14 protein-coding genes are annotated in these 23,240 nt (G+C 58.7%); 6 read left to right on the top strand and 8 right to left on the bottom strand.

Annotation, left to right across the window (positions count from 1 at the left end):
• Positions 1–41: 41 nt before the first annotated feature.
• From FY528_RS02215 to nagB, 6 genes are all read right to left on the bottom strand, one after another.
• Complete coding sequence (locus FY528_RS02215) at positions 42–3,017, bottom strand: glycosyl hydrolase family 18 protein (protein ID WP_149069343.1); 2,976 nt, start codon at positions 3,015–3,017, stop codon at positions 42–44.
• Positions 3,018–3,335: 318 nt separating this feature from the next.
• Positions 3,336–5,207 carry a beta-N-acetylhexosaminidase gene (locus tag FY528_RS02210; RefSeq protein ID WP_149069342.1) on the bottom strand — a complete coding sequence of 624 codons (1,872 nt, stop codon included), beginning with the start codon at positions 5,205–5,207 and terminating at the stop codon, positions 3,336–3,338.
• Positions 5,208–5,492: 285 nt separating this feature from the next.
• Positions 5,493–7,082 carry a SusD/RagB family nutrient-binding outer membrane lipoprotein gene (locus FY528_RS02205; RefSeq protein ID WP_149069341.1) on the bottom strand — a complete coding sequence of 530 codons (1,590 nt, stop codon included), beginning with the start codon at positions 7,080–7,082 and terminating at the stop codon, positions 5,493–5,495.
• Between the two features lie 34 nt (positions 7,083–7,116).
• Positions 7,117–10,158, bottom strand: a complete 3,042-nt coding sequence (locus tag FY528_RS02200) for a SusC/RagA family TonB-linked outer membrane protein (RefSeq protein ID WP_149069340.1) — start codon at positions 10,156–10,158, stop codon at positions 7,117–7,119.
• Between the two features lie 735 nt (positions 10,159–10,893).
• Positions 10,894–12,180 (bottom strand): sugar MFS transporter, encoded by a 1,287-nt coding sequence (locus tag FY528_RS02195; RefSeq protein WP_149069339.1) that lies wholly within the window; start codon positions 12,178–12,180, stop codon positions 10,894–10,896.
• Between the two features lie 129 nt (positions 12,181–12,309).
• Positions 12,310–14,226, bottom strand: coding sequence for a glucosamine-6-phosphate deaminase (gene nagB / locus FY528_RS02190; RefSeq protein WP_149069338.1), 1,917 nt, complete (start codon positions 14,224–14,226; stop codon positions 12,310–12,312).
• 601 nt (positions 14,227–14,827) lie between these two features.
• Here nagB and FY528_RS02185 point away from each other — a divergent pair.
• Both FY528_RS02185 and FY528_RS02180 read left to right on the top strand, forming a co-directional pair.
• On the top strand, positions 14,828–15,916 hold the full coding sequence (locus FY528_RS02185) for a substrate-binding domain-containing protein (RefSeq protein ID WP_149069337.1): 1,089 nt from the start codon (positions 14,828–14,830) through the stop codon (positions 15,914–15,916).
• A 140-nt stretch (positions 15,917–16,056) separates the two neighbouring features.
• Positions 16,057–17,352, top strand: coding sequence for a metal-dependent hydrolase family protein (locus FY528_RS02180; RefSeq protein ID WP_187631958.1), 1,296 nt, complete (start codon positions 16,057–16,059; stop codon positions 17,350–17,352).
• Positions 17,353–17,546: 194 nt separating this feature from the next.
• Here the strand turns inward: FY528_RS02180 and FY528_RS02175 are convergent, their stop codons facing one another.
• Entirely contained in the window at positions 17,547–18,293 is a 747-nt protein-coding gene (locus FY528_RS02175; RefSeq protein WP_168680112.1) for a glycosyltransferase family 2 protein, read from the bottom strand.
• A gap of 120 nt (positions 18,294–18,413) precedes the next feature.
• On the opposite strand from FY528_RS02175, the gene FY528_RS02170 reads away from it, so the two are divergent.
• Together FY528_RS02170 and FY528_RS02165 are read left to right on the top strand one after the other, a co-directional pair.
• Positions 18,414–18,698, top strand: coding sequence for a hypothetical protein (locus tag FY528_RS02170; protein WP_149069335.1), 285 nt, complete (start codon positions 18,414–18,416; stop codon positions 18,696–18,698).
• 67 nt (positions 18,699–18,765) lie between these two features.
• A complete protein-coding gene (locus FY528_RS02165) occupies positions 18,766–19,626 on the top strand; it encodes a DUF1571 domain-containing protein (RefSeq protein ID WP_168680113.1) in 861 nt (286 codons plus the stop codon).
• A gap of 167 nt (positions 19,627–19,793) precedes the next feature.
• Here the strand turns inward: FY528_RS02165 and FY528_RS02160 are convergent, their stop codons facing one another.
• Positions 19,794–20,675: an SDR family oxidoreductase gene (locus FY528_RS02160; protein ID WP_149069333.1), complete on the bottom strand. Its 882-nt coding sequence runs from the start codon at positions 20,673–20,675 to the stop codon at positions 19,794–19,796.
• A 111-nt stretch (positions 20,676–20,786) separates the two neighbouring features.
• On the opposite strand from FY528_RS02160, the gene FY528_RS02155 reads away from it, so the two are divergent.
• Positions 20,787–21,623, top strand: coding sequence for an NAD(P)H-binding protein (locus FY528_RS02155; RefSeq protein WP_149069332.1), 837 nt, complete (start codon positions 20,787–20,789; stop codon positions 21,621–21,623).
• Between the two features lie 110 nt (positions 21,624–21,733).
• Positions 21,734–22,981 (top strand): BaiN/RdsA family NAD(P)/FAD-dependent oxidoreductase, encoded by a 1,248-nt coding sequence (locus FY528_RS02150; RefSeq protein ID WP_373281599.1) that lies wholly within the window; start codon positions 21,734–21,736, stop codon positions 22,979–22,981.
• Positions 22,982–23,240: the final 259 nt, after the last annotated feature.

Here is a 23,240-nt window from a genome sequence, read left to right as displayed (position 1 = left end):
GAGCCCCGAAAAGGACTCCCTTTTTTTGCATGTACAGTTGGTTAGTTATTCACGATTTTCTGGGTGAAGGTGCTGCCACCAGCTTTTACTTTCAGCAGCAGCAACCCTTTCGGCAGATTGGGCAGCACCAGTTGCAGGCGCTTATCCCCTTTATAGAAATACGTTGAGGTCTGCCCGCTGGTGTTTACTACCTCCACCGTTACCTCGGGGTAATAGCCATCCAGCTCAAGCGTCAGGCGGCCACCCTGGGCGGGGTTGGGGTAGATGGAAACGCCCAGAGCGGTTTTGGTGGTAGCAGTTATGGTACGGGCACTGGCGCAGGGGCCCACCAGCTGCCAGACGCAGTACTGACAGCTCTGGGCGAGCGGGTCCTCGTTCTGGGTCCACCACTTGGCCTGGTACACATTGCCCCCGCGGCTGGCCTGCATGCCCACCGTGTACACCCCGCTGGCCGTCCACGCTGCCACACTGCACGTGCCCGTGCCGCTGGTTACCGTTACACTCACAGCCGAAGAAGTCGTCACAGCGCCGGCATTATCAGTGGCCCGAGCGGTAATAGAATAGGTGCCCGCAGCCACGCCACTCCAGCTAAAGCTGTAGGGTGCCGTCAGGTCCTCGCCCAGCTTCGTGGCGCCCTGAAAGAACTCCACCTTGTTGACCGTCCCGTTGGCATCGGCGGCATTGGCAGTGATGGTGATGCTGGCTGGGGCCGTGAAGCTGGCCCCGCTGCTGGGCGAGGTCAGGCTGACTGTGGGCGGGGTATTGGTCGTCGTTACCGTCGAGAAGGTGAGCCAGTTCACGTTTGTGCCGGTGGAGGCTGAGGCGTACAGGCGCAGCGTCTGCGGGCCCGCCGGCAAGCTCACGTTGGTGCTCAGCGTCTGCCAGTTCTGCCAGCCGCCCGTGTTACCCACGTTCACTGAGCCCAAGACCGTGCCGGCACTGGTGCGCAGCTGCAGCGTGGCTCCGCCGTTGGCTGAGGCTACCCGCAGCTCCAGCTTGTAGGTGCCGGACGAAGCTACGCTCACGTAATAGTCGAGCCAGTCACTGGTCTCGTACCAGGCCACATTGGTCCCCCCGCCCGCGTCCGTGGTAGTTTCGGTCTGGATGCCCTGCTGGGCTGTGTAAGCTTCGGCTTCGATCTTGCCCGGTATGGCTTGGGCCACGGGCGTCGTGCCCGTTACCGTCACGCTCACGGCCCCGGAAGTTGTTACCGCTCCTTGGTTGTCCGTGGCTTTAGCGGTGAGCGAATACGTGCCCGCGGCCACGCCCGTCCAGCTGTAAGAATAAGGCGAAGACGTATCCGTACCGAGCAGGGTCGTGCCATTATAGAACGCTACGGAGCTCACGGTGCCATTGGCATCTGCTGCATTCGCATTAATCGTGATGCTGGCCGGCGCCGTAAAGCTCGCCCCAGCAGCCGGCGAAGTCAAACTCACCGTCGGTGGTGTGTTTGTTGTTGTACCGGAGGCAAATACTTCGTTTAGCTTGTTTACCAGCGGGGCTTTGGTGCTGGCGCTGTACACGAGCTTGCCGCCGTAGGTCACCGGGTTTACGGCCAAGTCCAGCCAGTCGCCGCTGGCTGTCCAGACGATGACGCCGGCCAGCTGCTGGTCCTTCACGTACTGGGCCTTCAACCCTACTGACCGCTCGTTGTCGTAGCTCAGAAAGTACGTACCATTGGTTTTGTAGGGCACTTTCGCGTTATCGTCCCAGTACTCCGTCCAGCTAGCCGTTTGAGCCACAATGGCTTGGTAGTTGGGCGTGCCGTCCCACACATCTTTAGGCCAGTTGGCGAAGTCGGCGCTGGTCATCACCGGGCCGTCGGGGCTCACGGTTTCGGCGCGCTTTACGGTGGGCGCGTTCAGGGCGGCCGGGCCGTTGGTTACTACGCCGCGGCCGTAAAAGGCCACGCCCAGGTTCACCTTATTCAGTGGAATACCGGCGGCTTTGATGCCCTGGGTGGTAGCAGCCAGGGAGAAGCTGGCGTACTCGGCATTGGGATAATCATACAGCGGCGAGTTGTGCCCGGCCTTGTTCGACCAGCCGCCATTGTAGTCGTAGGTCATGAAGTTGAAGTAGTCCATCGAGCGGCTCAGGCGCGCCCAGTCGAACTGCACAAACTTGGAAGGCACCGCCGAAAAAGCCGCCGTAATGAGCTTGCCGGGGCCAATAGCTGCCCGAATATCTTCCACCAGCACGGCGAAATTTGGGTAGTCCTGGGGCTGGCCGGTGAAGTTCATGCCGGCCTGCCCGGGGTATTCCCAGTCCAGGTCGATGCCATCGAAACCCAGGGCAATCAGCTTCTGGCAGTCGCTCACGAAGCGGGCCCGCTTGGCCGGATCGGCGGCCATTTCACCAAAGTGCTTGCTTATGCTCCAGCCCCCAATGGAGGCCATCACCTTCACGCCCTGCTGGTGAGCCAGATCAATCAGCCCCAACTTGCCATTTTGCTTGTGAATAGCCAGCGGAAACGTGCCCGTGGCGCCGGTGTTTACGTTCGACCAGCCCCCGGCGGCGTTGCGGTAGCCCAGGGAGTAGGCGTAGCTGCCATCGGAAATGTACTGGATGAGGTTCAGCTCGCCCTGTAGCAGGTACAGGTCCCAGCTGCTGTAGGTATCGGTGTTTACTAGTGGGGCAGGTTGCTGCACGGCCCCGGGTTGCGCAATGTTAGCATTGCGGTAGTCGCCGCTGTGAATGGAGCCATCCACAGCCACCCCAAAAAAGGAGAAGTTCAGAATCGTGTACTGGGAGTAGTCCACGTTCAGCTGGTTGAGGCTGCCCTTGGGAATCAGGCCCGGAATATCCTTCCACGGCCCCCACTGGGTGAGGTAGCCAATAATCTGCTTGTTGTGGTCGGTGCGCTTCTTAAGCACCGGGGGGCTCACCTGGGCCGGACTAGGGCCGGGCAGCAGCACGAGTAGCAGGGCCAGCAACGAGAGCAGGCGCTTTTTTTTGACGCGGGCAGCTAAAAGGCGGCGCCGGGCTTCTGCGTGCAGAAGCAAGGAAAGGTGTTTCATAGCTGTGAATTGGTTAATGGTGAAACCAAAAAGTTCAGCAGCAGTGAAGGCAGGCGGCGGGAGTTTCCCCTTTGCTGTCACACTGAGCAATTACGCGTGAGTGGGCCGGTTGCGGAAGGGCAACAGAATGCCGGGATACCGCATGGAAGCGGTATCGGGGAGGCAACCGGGAAAGATGCAAAGGGGGTGCGGGGCGACTATGGGAGCCGCGGGCTAACAACGTTGGGCGTTAGCGCTGAGGTAAAGCGGTTGTGGAAAAGGCGGACGGTGAACGAAAGAATTGTAAGTGCACGGCAGCTAGCGGTTATGAGCCACTAGCTACTTGATTAGCAACTCGGCGGGTGGGCTTTTGCGCCCGTTGGGCGTGACGGTAACCGCCCGCACCAGCAGGCGCTTATTGAGCGGCACGGCCAGGGGCTTGGTGTAGAGCTTGGTGGTTTCGTCGGGCAGGTGGCCGTCGAGGGTGTAGCGGATCTGGGCGCCGGGCACCAGCGTGCGGAGCGTGAGCAGGGCTTTGTCGCCCTGCTTCACCACGCTGGCGCTGTCGAGACCCAGGGGCTCGGGCACGCGGTAGTTGACTTTCTTGGCGTCGAGGCGGGCAAACTGCTGGCCCATGCGCGGGAGGAAATCGGCGTAGCTTTTGCGGGCCGCGGGCCGCCACGCTACCTCCGAAACGGCCAGCAGGCGCGGAAACAGCATGTACTCGGCGGCGGCCGGCGTGGTAATGTACTCGGTCCACATGTTGGCCTGGGGCCCCAGCACGTGCTTCTGCTGCTCGGGCGTGAGTTCCTTGGGCAGCGGGTTGTAGTTGTAGATGACGTCCAGCGGGATGTAGCCCCCAATCATCAGCGGCTCGTAGGGGCTGTGGGGCTGCGGGCTATGCCCGTAGTTGATGTACAAATGGGTGGTGGGCGACATGACCACGTCGTGGCCCATTTTGGCGGCTTCAATCCCGCCTTTTTCGCCTCGCCAGCTCATCACGGTGGCGCTGGGCGCAATGCCGCCTTCCAGGATTTCGTCCCAGCCGATGAGCTTTTTGCCCTTGCTGGCCAGGAACTTCTCGATGCGGCGGTTAAACCAGCCCTGCACCTTTTCTACATCCGTAAAGCCCTCCTTCTTCATGATTTCCTGCACAGCCGGGCTTTCCTTCCAACGGGTTTTGGGCGCTTCGTCGCCGCCGATATGCACGTAGGGACCGGGAAACAGTGTTACCACTTCCGCCAGCACGTCCTCAAAAAAGCGAAACGTAGGCTCGGTGGGGCATACAATGTCTTCGTTCACGCCCCACATCGTCCAGGTTTCGTAGGGTCCGGGCTTGCAGGCCAGCTCGGGATATGCCGCCAGGATGGCTACCGAGTGGCCTGGCATCTCAATTTCCGGCACAATGGTTACGTAGCGTTTCTGGGCGTAGGCCACCACGTCGCGGATCTGCTCCTGGGTGTAGAAGCCGCCGTAGGGCGTGGCGTCGTACTTGAACTCGGCGGGAGTCTTAAACAGCTGCTGAGCACCGATAAGCGTTTCCTTGCGGAAGGCGCTTACCTGCGTGAGCTTGGGGTATTTCTTGATTTCGATGCGCCAGCCTTGGTCGTCGGTCAGGTGCCAGTGAAAGGTATTAAGCTTATAAGTAGCCAGAAAGTCGATGTACTTCTTCACAAATGATACCGGGAAGAAGTGCCGGCTTACGTCGAGCATGGCTCCACGCCAGCGGAAGGCCGGCTCATCGGTGATGCGCACGTAGGGCACATTGGCAGTGGCTGCGGGCCGCGCCGGTAGCAGCTGCAGAAAAGTTTGGGCGCCGTAGAACAGCCCCGGCCCACCGGCGGCCGCAATGCGCACTCCGGCTTTATCTACGTTCAGCTGGTAGCCCTCGGGTACTAATCCGGGCGTCGTTGTTAGGGCAATGTGGGCTCCTGCCTTATTGGTAGTAAGGGTTACCGTTTTGCCTGCACTCGTGAGCATGTCCTTCAGCAACCGAGCCACGTTCAGCGCTTCCTTGCCCGTCGCGTAGATGCTTACTTTCTGGGGTAGGCTGTAGGTAGCAGCGTAGGCCTTCACCTCACGGGGCATCGGCACCAGGCCCAAACTTTGGACCGGAACTTCCGCCAGCTGAGCCTGAACCGGGGCACCCAGGAAAATCTGAAGGGCGAGGATGCCGCTGAGCCAGCTGGTACAGGAAATGTTGAAGCGCATAAAGGGTGGGTTGGGGTAAAAGGAAACAAGTAAGGAAAAAGTAGGGGCGGTAACGCATCATGCCAAGCACAGCCGGGTAGTGTCTCCGAGGCCGGCCTCCGCGAAATCCCCATTTCGCGGAACGTACCCCTTACCTTACCGCCGGCCAGGAAACCCCGGCTGCGCCCAGCATGATATTCTTTTGGTGTAAAGCAGGAGGGCTACGGTCACTCAGCCGCCGCCTCAAGCGGCGCTGCTGTTGCAGCAGCAGCGCCGCTTGCCTGCATAGCTCAGAAGGCAGAACGGTTACTTATCCCACCACACCCGGCCAATCAGGTTGTCGCCACCTGGCACGGCAGTGCTGGCCGCCTTATAGTTGGCGGGGTTGCTGGTGATTTCCGAAGTGGGGTACGGGAAGCGACGTGGAATCTGGCCGTTGGTGGCGTTGTTGGGGTACACCACCGGCGTCAACTCGGGGTAGCCGCTGCGGCGCCAGTTGGCCCACGACTCGTAGAAGTCAAACATGGTGTTGGTGTGCAGCCAGTACTGGGTGTTTATCATCTCCAGCCCGTTGCCAGCCTCATAGGGGTGAGCCGTGAGGTAGTTAGCTGCCTCAGTAGGGTCTACGGCCAGCTTCGCGTCGTACTGCGTGAGGTAGGTCATGGCAGCCGTTACGCCGGCGTTGTAGTGCTCCTGGGCACTGCCCAGGCCCCAGCGCTGGGCCGCTTCGGCCAGTAGCAGCTCCGATTCCGCGTACGTTAGCACGAACGTTGGGCCGTCGCGCTTGATCATGCCGGGGTTAGGCGAAGAGTAGTCCGTAAACTTAGTGAAGGTGGGGTCGGCCGAAATGTCATAGGTTGCGCGCCCGCTCAGGTCCTTGCCATTGGGCATGCCCTTCTGCTCCGAGGCCGTGGAAACAGCAGCAGCATTCTGCTCCTTGGTTACGTCGGTGAGGTAGAGCTGGGTAACGGCTACTTTGGACAGGCGCGGGTCGTTGGTGCTCTTCAACTCGTCAATGAAGGTTTTCGACCACTTCACGTAGTAGTTTTCCTGCCCCCCGTCGCCGAGAAGCACCTGGCTGTTGCGGTTCTGCGTTACGCGGGCCCCTCCTATGTCGTGCACCACGTAGGCATTGTCGGCGTTACTTTGCAGGGTTTTGCCCTGCACTTTGGTGGCGTAGGCTTTGGCTTTCTCGGGGTCTACTTTCGTCAGGCGCATGGCCATGCGCAGTAGCAAGGTATTGCCCAGGCGCTGCCACTGCGCGATGTTGCCTTTGTAGAACACGTCGCCCGAGGGAATGTCGGCGCCGGGGTCGAGGGCGGCCGTAGCCTCCTCTACTTCCTTCAGCAGGTCATTATAAATATCCTGCTGCTTGTCGTATTTGGGCGTGATAATGCCTTTGTAGTAGCCCATGCCCGCCTCGCTGTAGGGTACGTCACCGTAGAGGTCGGTGATGCGCTCCATAATGAGGGCGCGCATGATCCGGCCTACTTGGTGCAGGTTTTTATACTTGTCCTTGCCGCGGGTCGACTCTACCAGGTCAGTTATGGGCTTCACCTGCTCCACGTAGGCGCCCACGGTAGTGCCGCCCCAGTAAGCCGCGGTGTAGCCTTCGTTGAGCAGGTATTTATCCCCGGCCCAATAGCTTACTACCGTAGAGAGGCCCTGCACCAGCGTGGAGGAGTAAATCAGGTTGGCCCGCCAGGTGTCGTAGGCAAAGTCGGTGCTGCCGGTATAGCCCAGCTGGGAGGTAGTGAGCAGGTAGTTGGGGTTGAAGTTGGCCTGGCTGTAGGTGGAGGGGTTGGTGTTGATGTCTTCGAAGTCATCGGTACAGCTGGTAGCCAGCAGCAGGCCGAGGAAGCTTAAGGCAGTGTATTTAGCGAGGGTGCTTTTCATGACGGACAGGTTGAAATAAACCAGGGGGAAATCCTTAGAATTTGGCGTTCAGGTTCAGGCCGAACGTGCGGACCGGCGGAATGCCGCCCAGCTCCAAGCCCTGCGTGAAGGCGTTGTAGCTGCTTTCGGGGTCGATGTTGTCGGTTTTGCGCATCAGGATGGCCAGGTTGCGGGCCACCAAACTCAGGGTGAGGCGCTGTACTTTGCTGCCCAGCAGCTTGGTGGGGAACGAGTAGCCCAGCGTCACCTGGCGGAGCTTGATAAAGCTGGCGTTCTGCACAAACTCCTTGGACACGTTGTCGGCCAGGGTGCTGTAGTAGGTAGCCGCGTCGAGGTTATCGGAGCCGAAGGTGCCTTCGCGGTTCACCAGCGTTTGCTTACGCAGCCCGAAAACGGTGCCGTAGTAGTCGGTGGCCGAGAAGATCTTACCGCCAAACTTGCCATCAACTAATACCCCGAAGTTGAAGCCCGCAAAGGTGAAGTCATTGCTCCAGCCGCCGGTCCAGGGATGGAAGGCCGAGCCAAAGGCTCTCAGGTCGCCGCGGGCGGGCACGCCATTAGGCGTCAGGGCAATGGTGCCGTCGGCGTTGTACTTGTTGTCGTAGGCCATTACCTGGCCGAAGGGCTTGTCGACAATCTGCCCCAGGAAACCGGCATTGGAGCGGGAAGTGGCATACACCGACTGCTCCTGGCCGGCAGCCAGGGAAAGCACCGTGTTTTTGTTGTAGGCCGCATTGAAGGAGGACGTCCAGGAGAAGGCGGCCGTTTTCACCGGCTGCACCGTTAGCAGCATTTCCACGCCCTTGTTCTCCATTTTACCGGCATTCAGCACGGCCCCCTGGTAGCCCGAAGTAATAGAAGCCGGCGTGAATACAATTTCCTTATCAGAGTTCTTCTTGTAGAACGTCAGATCTAACCGTACGCGGTTCTGGGCAACAGCCAGTTCGGTTCCGATTTCAAATTCTGTCGCACTAGAAGCTTTTAAGTTGCTGTTTGGAATATTGACGTTTTCAATTGTACCTAATGGATTGCCATTAAGCCCTACAGGCAAGAAAGCGTAGTTCAACTGCGTCTGGTAAGGTAAAGTAGCTTGACCCACACGCGAGTAGCCTGCCCGTAGTTTACCAAAGGCTAAGAATTCAGGCCGCCACAACTCGGAGAAGACAAATGACCCACTTACGCCCGGATAGGTAATACCCAACTCCTGATTGGCTGTAGAACTAGGGCCGGCCAGCGTTGAGAACCAGTCACGGCGCAACGTACCGGTCAAAAACAGATATTCCTTATAGGAGAGGTCCAACGAACCATACACGGATTGGATTTCCTGGTCGGTTGGGAACATTTGGCTGGACTTATTTTTGGCATTGTTGATATTGTTAAGCCCAAATACAGCCAAGTCGTTACCAATATTCTGGAATGCTTCCGTCTTAATGCGGCGGTAGCTGGCACCCAGATTAGGAGCAAATGTGAAGTTAGACCCAAACTCAAAGCTCTTTCCCACCAGACCATCGGTGTTCAGATCCGAAAACCGCGTTGTTACTTCCGTAATGCGGCCGGTAGGCAGGTAAGCCGTGCCCGAGGGCGTTACACTAGTGAAGCGGTTTGTATACCCATCTCGCCCAACACGACCTTGCAGAAAGAGGCCATTATCGAACGTATAACGTGCATTTACTGATGAGAGCAGCCGGTCACGCTCCGTATCGTTCACAAACTTGTTGGCGGCGAAGTAAGGGTTCGTGTTGTAAGGGTTGCCCGTGTTGTACATCAGCTCCGAGCCATCGGGGTTGGTGCCCGCCGACAGGCTGCGCACGTCCAGGCTGGTGGGCAGAAACAGCACGTTGAAGTTGGCGTTGCCGGCCCCGTCGGCCAGGATGGCGCGGTTTTTTGCCTGCTCCAGGATATAGTTGGCGCGGGCGTCAATCGTCAGCCGCTTGAAGGGCTCAAACGTGCCAGCCAGGTTGAAGGTCTGCCGGTCGAGGCCGGAGTTGGGCACTACGCCTTTATTGGTCAGGTTGCTGGCCGAAAGGCGCACCGAGCCGCCCGTGAAGCTTTTATTGAAGGCCAGGGTGTTGGTCCAGCTGCTACCCGTGCGGTAGAAGTTCTTCACGTTGTCTTTCTGGGCCACGTAGGGTCGTGAGGTACCATCGAACTGCACCACACTGGAGCCATCGAGCTTGCCGCCCCAGCTGGAGTTGCCCACCTGCGCGGCGCCAGTAGCCGTAGTAGGCTTTTGGTTGTTGGCGCCTTGGCCGTACACGTACTGCCAGTCGGTGAGGGTGTAGACTTTCTCGGCTACGTAGTTGCTGTTGAACTCCACCCCATCGTTGCCTTTGGCGCTTTTGGTGGTGATGAGAATAACCCCGGCCTTGGCGCGGTAGCCGTACAGAGCCGAAGCTGCAGCCCCCTTCAAGACCGAAATCGACTCGATATCGTCGGGGTTGATGTTGGAAATGGCGTCACCCAGGTCAGGCGAGTTGTCCCAGCGGCTACCGGTGTTGGCCGAGCTAGGCTGGCTTTCCACGGGTATACCATTGATAACGTAGAGCGGCTGATTGGTCTGGCTTAGGCTGGATACACCCCGAATGATGACGTTGCTCGACGAGCCCGCCCCGCCGGAGGTGGAGTTGACGTTCAAACCGGCCACTTTCCCCACCAAAGAGTTAGTTACGTTGGTTTCCCGGGCCTGGGTGAGCGAAGTACCCTGGATTTCCGTAACGGAGTAACCCAGCGTTTTCCGCTCCCGGGCCACGTTCAACGCTGTTACTACAACCTCACCCAAGGCCTGCACATTTTCACTGAGGGTGATGTTAATGGTTGTTCGGCCGCGAACTGCAACCGTTTGCGGGTTGTATCCAATAGAGGAAAAGACCAAGGACGCTGTGTCGGCTACGGCCAGCGTATAGCCTCCATCGGAGTTAGTGCTGGTTCCTTGGTTTGTACCGCGGGCGAGTACCGTTACTCCGGGCAGCGCACTGCCTTGGGAGTCGGTTACCTTACCGGATATGGTTACTTGCGCGTATCCCAAGCCATGCAGGCTTAGTAGCAGCAAAAATGTAAGCCAGGTAAATCTTTTCATAGCCTTGAAGGGGTTTGGTAGGAAAAAAGGTGAGAGAACAATGACAAAGCAGCATTTCAAACACACGCGCAACCAGCCGTAACCGGCAACCAAAGCCTTTTCTCGGGGAGTGAGCCTACTCGTGCGCAACTGCTGCCATACGCTTACTACACACTGGTTAAGCACGCAATAGCAGGTATGCAACCAGCCTTCTCAGCTGGGAAATATCCCAACGAAAGCCACGATTATACCAGGCCGTAGCCTGCCAAAAGCAGAGCCGAAACCCAAGCGAAAAAAGGAAACAGGGAAGATCTATAGAGCAGATTCTGGGTGCTCAGAATTTGCTGAAGTGCGGTGTGGCGAGGGAAGATTCGCTATTCAAGAGCCAGAAAGTGGCTTCTTCGTACACAAGCATTTTTTAGGATATGCCTAAGGCTGCTACTCTCAGCGCCTACTTATTTCGGAAGCCGAAACAGGCATTTCCAACCTTCGGAGGTTCTATTAATCCAAACTTAACGCTCTATATTTCACAAAGCAAGCGTCTAACAAAAAAAATGTGCGCGCACACGCGTTTTTGTTTAGACACCGTGTCCGCACACACAAACATTTATTTCCTAAATAGTACAATAATACTATTTTCCGGTCCTTTGTCTCCCCGGATAAGTAGCCAGTAGCTTCCGCAAACTACCCAAATGGTAATTTACCATGATTCATTGCCAGACCCTATGTAAGGGCCTTCCTGGTGTCCGGGCTTGGTTAGCTTACAGCGTATGTCACCCGTTTTATTGCTTTGGGCTGGTAGGCGTGGCCTTTCAATCCAAAGAACAGTATGTAGCCGTAGCAGGGAATCAGCATTAGGTAAGCGTGCTGCAGGCCCAGCAGTTCGCTGAGCTTGCCGTAGCCATAGGGCAGCACCGCTCCGCCCCCAATGCCCATGATAAGCAGGGCCGAGCCTCGCTCAGTTAGCGCCCCCAGCCCTTTAATACCCAGCGGAAAAATTGCGGGCCACATCAGCGAGTTAGCCAACCCCAGCAGCGCCACCAGCAGCACCGACGTATAGCCCGCAGTAAACACGATGCCCAGCGTGAACACCATCCCCAGCAGGGCGCAGAGGCTAAGCGCGGTCTGCTGATTCAGCCGGCGGGGAATCAGCCAGACGCCGACGAAATAACCTACCAGCATGGCTATCAGCGTCATAGACGTGAAGTTGCGCGCTACATCCAGGCTGATGCCCTGGGCCCGGCCATACTGCGTGATGGTGTCGCCGGCAATAACTTCCACCCCTACGCAGCAGAAAATGGCTAAAACGCCCAGCAGCAAATGCGGGAACTGCCAGATGCGCTGCGCTGGTTCCCCAGGGCCGGCCGACGCTTCTTCCGGTTGCAAATTGATTTCGGGTAAGCGCGAAAGGCGAATTAGCCCGGCGAGTACCACCAGCACGGCCGCCATAATCAGGTAGGGCCCCACCACGCGGCTAGCCAGTTGCTGGAGCAGTTCGGCTTTGGCTGCTGGCGAAGTTGTCGCCGCTAGCTGGTTTTCCAGCGCCGTAGCGCCTTTCAGCACTACGGCCCCAATAATCACCGGGCTCAGGGCGCCGGCTACCTTGCTGCAAATTCCCATAATGCTAATGCGCCGGGCCGCGCTTTCCAGCGGCCCCAGAATGCTGGCATACGGGTTGGAAGCGGTTTGCAGCAGAGCCAAACCGGCACCCTGCACGAAAAGCCCGAGCAGAAAAAGGCTGAATGAGCGCGCCCCGGCCGCTGGCACAAACACCAGTGCTCCGGCTGCCATGACCACCAACCCAAGGGCCATTCCGTTTCGCAAACCGGTTTTCTGCAGAATCAGCGCCGAGGGAAAAGCCAGAAAGACGTAGGCAATGTAGAAGGCAAACGTTACGAGCAGGGCCTGTGCGTAGGTTAGCTCACAGGCCAGTTTCAGAAACGGAATGAGCGTGCCATTGAGCCAGGTGATGAAACCGAAAATAAAGAACAGCGCCCCGATAATAGCCAGTGGCGGCACGACGCTTCGTTGGGGGTGTTGCATGGGAGTCAGGAACTGAAGGGTGCGGCTGGGCAATACAAGTGAGCGGCCGCTCCCAGTGCAGCGACCTATCTTCCTTACAAACGCTGTTGTTGGCTGATTTTCAGCCCTCGGCCATGCCGGGATAATTATCTAGAATCGATACCGCACGAAGGCTTCCATGGCCTCGTACTCGGCCAGGCCTAGCTGATCGTAGAGTTGGGCGGTGGTATGGTTGCGGTCTTCGGAACGCTGCCAGAACTCGCGCTTGTCGTTGCCGGGGAACACGGCGCTATCTTTCTGCGACTGGTGCTTGAAGATGGCCTTGCGCTTGCGCATCAGCTCTTCCGGGCTGATGGGCACCGCCATTTCGATTTCTTCAACATCCCACTCCTGCCAGGCACCGCGGTATAGCCAGAGGTGGCAGTCGGCTACCCAGGCCTCCTGCCCTTTCAGGCGGGCCAGGGCTTCGAAAATGGCATCCAGGCACACGCGGTGCGTCCCGTGCGGGTCACGCAGGTCGCCGGCCGCAAAAATCTGGTGGGGCTGAATTTCCTGCAGAATGGCTATGACTGCCTGGATATCAGCCTCGCCCAAGGGCTTTTTCTTTACCTGGCCGGTTTCGTAAAAGGGCATGTTCATGAAGTGCACGTTCGGCTCTTTCACGCCGCAAAACCGGCAGGCCGCGGCCGCTTCGCCTTTGCGGATCAGGGCTTTGATATCCTGCACCAGTGCACTGTCTTCCTCCCCCAGCTTTTTATGTTTGAGAAACTCCACAACCTCCGCGTGCTTCTGCCGCGTGTCGTCCACGCCCACGTTCATTTTCTCGGCAAAGTCCAGGGCGAAATCAGCAAAGCGGCGGGCATCGTCGTCGAAGACGGCAATGTTGCCCGACGTCTGGTAGGCCACGTGCACATCGTGCCCCTGGTCTACCAGCCGCAGCAGGGTCCCTCCCATGGAAATTACGTCGTCGTCGGGGTGCGGGCTGAAAATCAGGGCGCGTTTGATGGCGGGCAGGGCCCGCTCGGGCCGCTGGGCGTCGTTGGAATTGGGCTTACCACCCGGCCAACCCGTAATGGTGCGCTGGATGGTATTGAACACGCGCAGGTTCAGGTTGTAAGCACTGCCGGCTTCCACCAGCAGGTCGCTCAGGCTCCCGTCTTTGTAGTCTTCGTCGGTCAGCTTCAGGATGGGTTTGCGCGTGCGCAGGCTCAACCAGATAACGGCCCGCCGAATCAGGCTGTCGTCCCAGGCGCACATACCCACCAGCCAGGGCGTTTTCACGCGCGTCAGCTCCAGAGCGGCCCAGCGGTCTACTACCACTGCTACTTGTGGGTGCAGTTGCAGGAAGGAAGCAGGCACTTCGTCCGAAACCCGGCCTTCCACCATCTCCTTCAGGATTTTAGCCTTGCCCTCGCCCCAGGCCAGCAAGATTATCTTGCGGGCTTTCATGATGGTGCCTACTCCCATGGTCAGGGCCCGCAATGGCACAAACTCTTCCTTGATAAAGTCCTTGGCCGCATCGGTAATCGTAAGGGGGTCGAGCTTGACCAGCCGGGTAGTGGAGTTGATGGACGAGCCGGGCTCATTAAAGCCAATGTGCCCGGTGCGGCCAATTCCCAGCAGCTGCATGTCCAGCCCGCCGCACTCGTCAATCTGCTTTTCGTAGTGCTGGCAATACTCCTTCACTCTATCGATGGGCAATGTGCCATCCGGAATGTGGATGTTTTCGGGCAGAATGTCGATATGGTTGAAGAGTTGCTCGTGCATGAAGTACACGTAGCTCTGGAGCTCGTCGGGCTCCATCGGGTAGTACTCGTCCAGATTAAACGTAACCACGTTGCGGAAGCTCAGGCTCTCCTGCCGGTGCAGGCGGATTAGCTCCTGGTACACGCCAATAGGCGAAGAGCCCGTGGCCAGCCCAAGCACAGCCTGCTCGCCCAGTCGCTGCTTGCGGCGGATCAGCTCGGCAATTTCGTGGGCTACGCGCACTGCTCCTTCCGCTGCTTCTTCGAAGATGGTTACGGGCAGTTTTTCAAAGGTGGTTTCGGGGTAATTCAGGACTTCCATAGCTGGCTTTTCTAGGTTGTTGGTTGATGGGCCTCAGGAACGCAATGAGCAGAAACACGTAATCGGGAGCAGAATCTTTCGAGTATATACTTGCACTAAATCCATAAGAAGTGCCATTTAATGGCCACGACGCTCCCCCATCCACTTTGGGCCAGCGGAGCCGGCTCAAAGTGAAGTCAATATGATTTTATCCGCTATAAATTACTTGGGATGGTTCAAACGTAAACAAGTTGAAGCGCCAATGCAAACGTTTTCGAAAAAAAATGTGTGCGCACACGCAAACTTTTTCTTGCAATGTGCACGCACACGCATTAGAAATACGCTAGCTTTACTACCTGACAACAATACCGCTTATTATATAACGAAAATAATATGTATTTTTATCTATATTTAGCAGCCCACCCAAATGCTTCCCTGGCCTTATTGCTTAATAGTTAGGTGCCCGCCGGCTTTTTGCGTATCAGGCTGCATTCCCCCGGTTTTATCGGCAGCCAGTAAGCCGAAAAGCGCCATCAGGCAATTTGCAATTCCTCCCCGCATGCCTACCGGGTGCGGCAGGCATGGTATCTTTGAAAAGTTTAAGAAAGAGTAACGTCTGATTATGAAGAAAAATGCGGTGCGCATCAAGGACATAGCGGCCAAAGCCAACGTTTCGGTGGGAACGGTGGACCGGGTCTTGCACAATCGGGGGCGGGTTGCGGAGGAGGTGCGCCAGAAAGTTCTGCAGATGATGCAGGAACTGGAGTATGAGCCCAACATGATTGCGCGTACCCTCGGCTCCAACAATACCTATCAGCTAGCCGTGCTGCAGCCCGACCATACCCTGGACCCCTACTGGGATGCGCCCTGGAATGGCATTCGCAAAGCCGGTAAGGAACTCAAGCAGTATGGCTTGGACATCACCGTGTATTCCTACAGCCTCACCGAAGTTGATTCCTTTCGCGAACAGGCCGAGGCAGCCACCCAAGCCAAGCCCGACGGTATCCTAATTGCCCCGCTGTTTTACCGCGAGTCGCTGGCCTTTTTTGCCCAGTGGCACGAGCAGGGCATTCCCTACGTGCTGTTCAACACCTACATTGCCGAGCTGCAGTCGCTGAGCTACATTGGGCAGGATTCCTACCAGAGTGGTTTCCTGGCCGGCAAGCTGGCCCAGTTTGGCCAAAGCCAGCCGGGCACGTTTCTTATCGCGCACATTGCCGAAGACATAGCCAACTCGGTACACATCACGCAAAAGGAGCGAGGATTTCGGGACTACTTCGCCCAGCTAGCCCCCGAGCCGGACAGCGCCAGCCCGGACCGGCCGAAAAACACCTTTAAGGTTATTAGCGTCGACCTGCCTCAGCCGGCTGATCCGTCGTTTGCCCGGCAGCTGAACCGTTTGCTGGATGAGGAGCAAAGCCAGCTCAAAGGCATTTTCGTGAGTACGTCGAAAGCGTTTGAAATTGCGCCCTACCTGCAGGCCAACCAGCGCGAAGATGTGCGCCTGATTGGCTACGACCTGCTGGAAAGAAATATTCACTTCCTGAACGAGGGCATCATCGATTTTCTCATCAACCAGAACCCCAAGGAACAAGGCTACCGGGGCGTGTACGCGCTGGCCGACCTGCTCATCTTTAAGAAAGACGTGAAGCCAGTGAAATACCTGCCCCTCGATATTATCACCAAGGAAAACCTGCAGTACTATCTGTAGGATTGCCCGTGTACCAGTAAAGCCACCGCCCTAATTCGACCCTTCAGCGCCAGCTGCTTGTGCTGATCGAGACGCTCTGTAAGATAAAAGTGCCGCTTCCCGGCGTGGGAAGCGGCACTTTTCGTTTTCTTCGTGGCTATATGCTTTTTCTGCTTTCTTACCGTCTCCGGCTGCGGATCCTACTGTTGGTGCTGGCTGCGCTGACGGGCACCAGCTTCGCCCAGGCCCAACCGCCGCCCTCTCTCCTACTGCTTCGCCCGGCCGCCGTGTTCGACGGCGAGACCCTGCACCCCGGCTGGGTGGTACTGGTAGACCAGAACCGCATCAAGGCTGTGGGGCCAGCGGCCCAATTGCCGGCCCCGGCGGGAGCCCGCACCCTGGAGCTACCGGGGCTTACGCTGCTGCCCGGCCTCATCGAGGGCCACGCCCACCTGCTGCTACACCCCTACAACGAAACCACCTGGAACGACCAGGTGCTGACGGAATCAGTGGCATTGCGGGTAGCCAGGGCTACTACCCACGCGCGCCGCACGCTGGAAGCTGGTTTTACCACAGTGCGCGACCTAGGCTCGGAGGGGGCCGGCTACGCCGATGTAGGCCTTAAACAGGCCATCGACCAAGGCATCATCCCCGGCCCGCGCCTGCTCATTGCCACTCGGGCGCTGGTAGCCAGCGGCTCCTACGGCCCCAAGCTCAACTCCGACCTCGATTTGCCCCAGGGTGCCCAGGAGGCCGATGGGCCCGAGGGCCTGATGCGAGCCGTCCGTGAGCAGATCGGGAAAGGGGCCGACATCATCAAGGTGTACGCCGACTACCGCTGGGGCCCGGATGAGCCCGCGCGGCCCACCTTCTCGCAGGAAGAGCTAACCCTGGCCGTGCAAACAGCTCGGGCCGCCGGCCGGCCGGTAGTAGCCCACGCCAGCACGCCGGAAGGCATGCGCCGCGCCACGCTGGCCGGGGTACAAACCATTGAGCACGGCGACGGCGGCACCCTAGAAATCTTTAAGCTGATGCAGCAGCGTGGCGTGGCCCTCTGTCCGACCGTGGCCGCTGGTGATGCCGTTTCTCAGTACCGGGGCTGGCAAAAGGGTCAGCAGCCCGAGCCGGAGCGCCTGCTGCAGAAGCGCCAGAGTATGAAAGCGGCCCTGCAAAGCGGCGTACCGCTGGCTTTTGGCGGCGACGTGGGCGTATTCGCGCACGGCGACAACGTGCGCGAGGCTGAGCTGCTGGTGCAGGAATACGGCCTCTCGCCCCTGGCTGTCGTGCGGGGCTTCACCAGTCAAAACGCCCGCATCTTTCAGCTCAACGACCGGGGCCGCATCCAGCCCGGCCTGCTGGCCGACCTCATTGCCGTATCCGGTGACCCTACCCAGGACATTGCAGCCTTACGCCGGGTGCAGTGGGTGATGAAAGACGGAAAAATAGTGAAAGAGTAAACCACCGATTTCGGGCGGATTTTGCGGATTACCGGGATTTTGGGGACGTTACCCTTACCTAGTTTATCAGCCGGCGCAAGCGCCGGCTGACCACAAAAAAGAAGGCTTCCCACTGTACGAAGCCTTCTTTTTTTGGTAGATCAGTCGACTCCACAATCCGTGGAATCCGGAAAATTCGCCCGAATCCGTGGTTTCTACGGGCGCTCAATACCCAGCTTTTGAAGCTGGTCGGCATATTTATCGTAAATCACCTGCAAGTCGGCGCCGTGCTTGGCGGCATCCACGCCAATGCTCACGTTGGCCCGGTGAAAGCGGTGCAGGTGGCTGATGTGGGGGCAAATGACGGGCAGGTGCCCAGCCAGCAGGAAGCGCACGTACAAGTCCAGGTCCTCGGCCATGCGCAATTCCTCGTCGTAGCCGCCCACCTCATCAAACAGCTGGCGTGAGTAGCACACGTTGCCCTGAATGAAGTGCTCGGCCCGGAAAATAGCGCGTAGCATATCCGTGGGCGTTTCAAACTGCCAGGCATAGTAATCTTCGGAGGGCAGGTAGCGCCGTTCCTCATCTACACGCAGGAAATCGGCTACCAGCCAGGGGCGGCCGGGGTTGGCTTGCACTTGGGCCGCGTAGTGGTAGATGGCGCGTTGCAGCAGCAGGTCGTCATCGTCGAGGGGCACCAGCCAGGCGTCGGGCGCGGTAGTGCGCACCAGCAGGTTGCGGGCCGGGCCCGGTAGCAGCTTAGTGGCGCTGCTTTCGTAACGGAGGCGCTCCTGGGGGTGAGCCGTCAGCCAGGCCGGGGTGCCATCGGTGCAGGCATTCTCGCAAATGAGGTGGTCGAAGGTAATATCGAGCGGAGCTGTAACGCTGGCTTGTACGCTGGCAATGGCCTCCGGCAGGAACTGCTCGCGGTTGTGCGTGGGAGTGATAACGGTAAAGTGCATGGCCTCTCTTTCGCAAAAAGGGCAAAAAAGTTGCTTGGTGTGCAGTCCCCGCGTAAACATTCCCTCCTTTTCTGGCGTTACCGCCACAGGCAGTTCGCTTGTTTTATGGCCAGATTTGTCGTGACCTTACGCCTTCCCGAGTATTTCGACGAAGGATTTATGGCGCTTATTCCCGCGCACCGCACCTTCGTCAACCAGCTTATGGAGGAAGGCGCGGTGGAAGTGTACGCCATCAGCGCCGACCGTTCCCGGGGCTGGATTACCATGAATGGCGCCTCGAGCGAGGAAGTGCGGGCCGTGGTAGAGCTGCTGCCGCTATACCGCTACTTCCGCCAGGTTGAGATTGATGAGCTGTTTTTGTTTGACAGTACAGCGTCGCGGTTTCCCCGCATCAGCCTCAATTAGTTTTACGCGCTACTTGGTACCCGCATCCGGCCCGATTTATGCAGGCTGCGCCTCTACCTATTGCTCTATGCTACTTCCGCTGATGAACCGCTTGCTTTGCTTTGTTACCGGTGCCGCCTTCGTGGGCATTGCGTTGGGCGCCGCCCCGCCGGAGAAAATGACCACCGCCGTACTGGTTTCGCGCCTCAGCAGCGCCATCGACCACCTCAAAACGCTGCGTTGTACCGTGCGGGCGCAGGAGCGTATGGAAGGCGGCTACCAGCAGGCCCGCACCCAGATGAAAATAGCCTACAACCCGCTGCGGCTGTATTTACGCAACCAGAAGGGCGTGGAGGTACTCTATACGGCGGGCCAGAACGACAACGAAGCTTTTGTCTACCCCAACAGCTTCCCCTACGTCACCGTCAGCCTCGACCCCAATGGCACGCTGATGCGCCGTAATCAGCACCACAGCATCTTTCAGGCGGGCTTCGGCACTATTGCGGGTTTGCTTCACGGCTCCCCCCAGCGCACCGACCACAGCTACGAACGTTCCTTCCGCTACGCCGGCGACACCACGGTAGCGGGCCGCCCCAGCTACATTCTGCGCTCCGATTTCCCGCAGTTCCGCTACGTCACTTACAAGCCCGCCAAGGCCGAAACCATAGCCCAGATTGCTGATAAGTTTGGCTGCGGCGAGTACCGCATTCTGGAGCGCAACAACCTCTCCTACGGCGCCACGGTGCCGGCCGGCAAAGCCGTGCAGGTACCCAACGCCTACGGCCGCCGCACCATAGTGTGTGTGGACCAGACCACTTTTTTGCCCCTGGTGGTACAGGTCCACGACGACAAAGGGTTGTTTGAGAAGTTCGAGTTCTCGGAGGTTGTTCCCAATCAGCCCATTGCCCCCGCCGAGTTCCAGAAAGGCTACAAAGGGTACAAGATCTGAACCACGGATTCGGGCGGATTTTTCGGATTTCACGGATTTTGTGGCCGATTAAAAAGGGCTTGCCGAAAGGCAAGCCCTTTTGTTTTGCAAGCCAAGATTACTGGCGCCAACTACAAAATCCGCGAAATCCGAAAAATCCGCGCGAATCCGTGGTTCAGAACTCGTAGTTAGCGGCGCATGGTTTTTTCGATGTGGTCCCACATGTCGGAGGTGAGGAGTTCGAGCTTGTTGAACTCGCCGGCGCCGTTCAGCCACTCGCCCCCGTCCAAGGTTACCACTTCACCGTTCATGTAGGCCGCGAAGTCCGACACCATGTAGGCGGCCAGGTTGGCCAGCTCCTGGTGGTTGCCCACGCGCTTGAGGGGTACGTTGGCGGCGGGGTCGAGTTTGGAGGCCAGCGGCTCAGGGAACAGGCGGCTCCAGGCGCCTTCCGTCGGGAACGGGCCGGGGGCAATGGCGTTGGAGCGGATGCCGTATTTGGCCCACTCCACGGCCAAGGACCGCGTCATGGCCAACACACCGGCTTTGGCGGCCGCCGAGGGCACCACGAAAGCCGAGCCCACGGAGGCGTACGTAGTAACGATGTTGAGAATGGTGCCGGGCTTTTTCTCCGCAATCCAGTGCTTGCCAAAGGCCAGGGTGCAGTTGTAGGAGCCTTTCAGGACGATGTCCACAATCACGTCAAACGCTTTGTGGCTGAGGCGTTCCGTGGGGCTGATGAAGTTGCCGGCCGCGTTGTTGAGCAGCACGTCTACGCCCCCAAACTCCGCAATGGTGCGCTGGAGCATGGCCTCCACTTCGTCGTACTTGCGCACGTCGCACTGCACGGCCAGCACATTGGCGTTGCCGGTTAGCTCCCGAAGCTCGGCGGCCGTTTTTTCCAGCACGTCCAGCTTGCGCGAGCTAATGGTGACGTTGGCGCCAAGCTGCAGGAAGTAGGTAGTCATGGCGCGGCCGAGGCCGGTACCGCCACCGGTTACCACAATGGTTTTGCCCTGCAGGGCGTTGTCGCGGAGCATGGGCTGGGCGTAGGGATGGGAAGAGGACATCGGAAAAACAGGTTTAGAAGAACAGAATGGATGGGGTAGCCGCAAGAACGGCAATTGTTTCTAGTTAGTCGGCATACATACCATCTGAGTTTTTCGGACTTTCGCCCCATCATGACGTCATCCTCTTCCTCACCTACCCTTGCCGTACTGGGCTGCGGCTGGCTGGGCTTACCCCTTGCGCAGGCCCTGGTGGCCGCTGGCTACGCAGTGCGTGGCTCAACTACTTCCCCCGATAAGCTTCCTACGCTGGCAGCGGCTGGCATTCAGCCTACGCTTCTGCAACTCACGCCAGAACTGTCCGACGATGATCCAGCGCTGGCGGCATTGCTAAGTGGCACCGAAACGCTGGTGCTGAACGTACCCCCGCGCGCCAGCTCCGGTATACCTTACTTAGCCGTGTTGCGGCCCGTAGCAGCCGCCGTGCAGCGGCACGGGGTGCGCCAGGTGCTGTTTGTGAGTTCTACCGGCGTATATCCGGATGTAAACCAGCCCTTGACGGAAGCCGATGCCCTGGCCAGCGCTGAGGCAACTTCTCCCCTGCTGCAGGCAGAATACCTATTTGCCACGTTGCCAGGTGTGCGCGCTACGGTAGTCCGAATGGCCGGCCTCATTGGCCCGGGCCGCCCGCCCGGCCGCTTTCTGGCGGGCCGCCAGGCGGTGGCTCAGGGCAGCGCGCCCGTCAACCTTATTCATCTCACCGACTGCGTGGGCACTTTGCTGTCTATTCTGCAGCAGCAGCTTTGGGGATTTACCCTGAACGCCAGCGCCGCCCAGCACCCGTTGCGGCGCGAGTTTTACCCTGTTGCGGCTCGTTTCCTGGGTTTAGAGCCCCCTACTTTTCTGCCCGAAGAAGCAGGCGGCAAAACCATCGACAGCACTCAACTGCGGCAGCTCACGGGCTACTCCTTTCAGCACGATGACTTGCTGGCCGCCCTGGCGTATTGTTGAATTGCTTGTTACTAGCGGTGTCAGCTGCTGGGCGAGCTGCTTTATCAGCTTGATAACCGACAACTAATACCGAACAACCAGCAACAGAAAGCACGGCGTATCTTTGCATTGTGAATGATATTTCTTCGACGGTGGCGGTGCTGGGTGGGGGCGCGGCAGGTTTTTTTGGGGCCATTGCCTGCGCCGAGGCCAATCCGCACCTGACTGTTTACCTGCTCGAGAAAACCGGCAAAGTGCTGAGCAAAGTGCGCATTTCGGGTGGGGGCCGCTGCAACGTGACGCACGCCGCCGACACCCCCGCCCAGCTCGTGCAGCACTACCCGCGCGGCGCCCGGCAGCTGAAGGAGCCGTTCAAGCAATTCGGAGCCGTAGACACCGTGCGCTGGTTTGAGCGCCGGGGCGTCCGCCTCAAGACGGAAGCCGACGGCCGCATGTTCCCGACCACCGATTCGTCGGAAACTATTGCGCAATGTTTGCTGGATGCCGCCCGCAAAGCCGGCGTGCAGGTTCTCACGCACACGGCGGCCGAGCAAATTGCGCCGCTGCCCGAAGGTGGTTTCCAACTTATGCTTTCCAACCCGCAGCTGCCTACGCTGAACGTAGCGCGGCTACTCATTGCCACCGGCGGCGCCCCCAAGAGCGCGCAGTACGACTGGCTCCGGCAACTGGGCCACTCCATTCAGGAGCCCGTGCCCAGTCTGTTCACCTTCAACGTGCCCGACTCGCCGCTGCAGGAGCTGCCAGGCGTAAGCGTGCCCCGCGCCCGGGTGCGCATTGCGGGGGAAAAGCTGGAATACGAGGGCCCAGTGCTCGTTACGCACTGGGGTGTGAGCGGCCCGGCCGTACTCAAGCTCTCGGCCTGGGGAGCCCGCCGACTGCACGACCTCGATTACCAAAGCACGGCCCTCGTCAGCTGGCTGCCGGATTTTACGGAAGACACCCTGCGCCAGCACCTGCAGGACTACCGGGCCCAGCACGGCAAAAAGACCGTACTCACGAACCCACTGTTCGGACTGCCCCAACGCCTGTGGCGGACGCTGGCGGAGCAGGCCGGCGTAGGCACCGAGACCCGTTGGAACGAGCTACCCGCCAAGCTGCAAAACCGGCTGATTGAAAACCTGCTGCGCACCTCGCTACCCATGCACGGCAAAACCACTTACAAGGAAGAGTTTGTGACGTGCGGGGGCATCACGCTGGGCGAGGTAAACATGCAAACCATGGAAAGCCGCGTGGTGCCAGGCCTGCACTTCGCCGGTGAGGTCCTGGACATCGACGGCATCACTGGGGGCTTCAACTTCCAGGCAGCCTGGACGACCGGCTACCTCGCTGGCCGGGCTATGGGTGAGCTGGTGAAATAGAGAGATGCTGCGTTGGCATTGCGAGGCGGAACCGCAACAAGTCCCCGAACAATGCATAAAGCTCCGCCATGTAACAAACCTGTGACTCGCGCGCTACTATTAAGCGTAGCAAGCAGAAAACGGGGCTGATGTTGCTCCGGACAGATGGCTACGCTTCGCTCGGCCTGACTGCGTTGTCCCACCTCGCAAAAGCACCAGCTTCCAATTCTACCCGTTCATTGCTCGCAACCCTGCGCAAGTTTTGGGAGTAAAGAAACCT

The organism is Hymenobacter lutimineralis (assembly GCF_008271285.1).
GTDB classification, from domain to species: domain Bacteria; phylum Bacteroidota; class Bacteroidia; order Cytophagales; family Hymenobacteraceae; genus Hymenobacter; species Hymenobacter lutimineralis.
The sequence above is the reverse complement of the archived record's forward strand: the minus strand, read 5'-3'. Positions and strand labels throughout refer to the sequence as shown.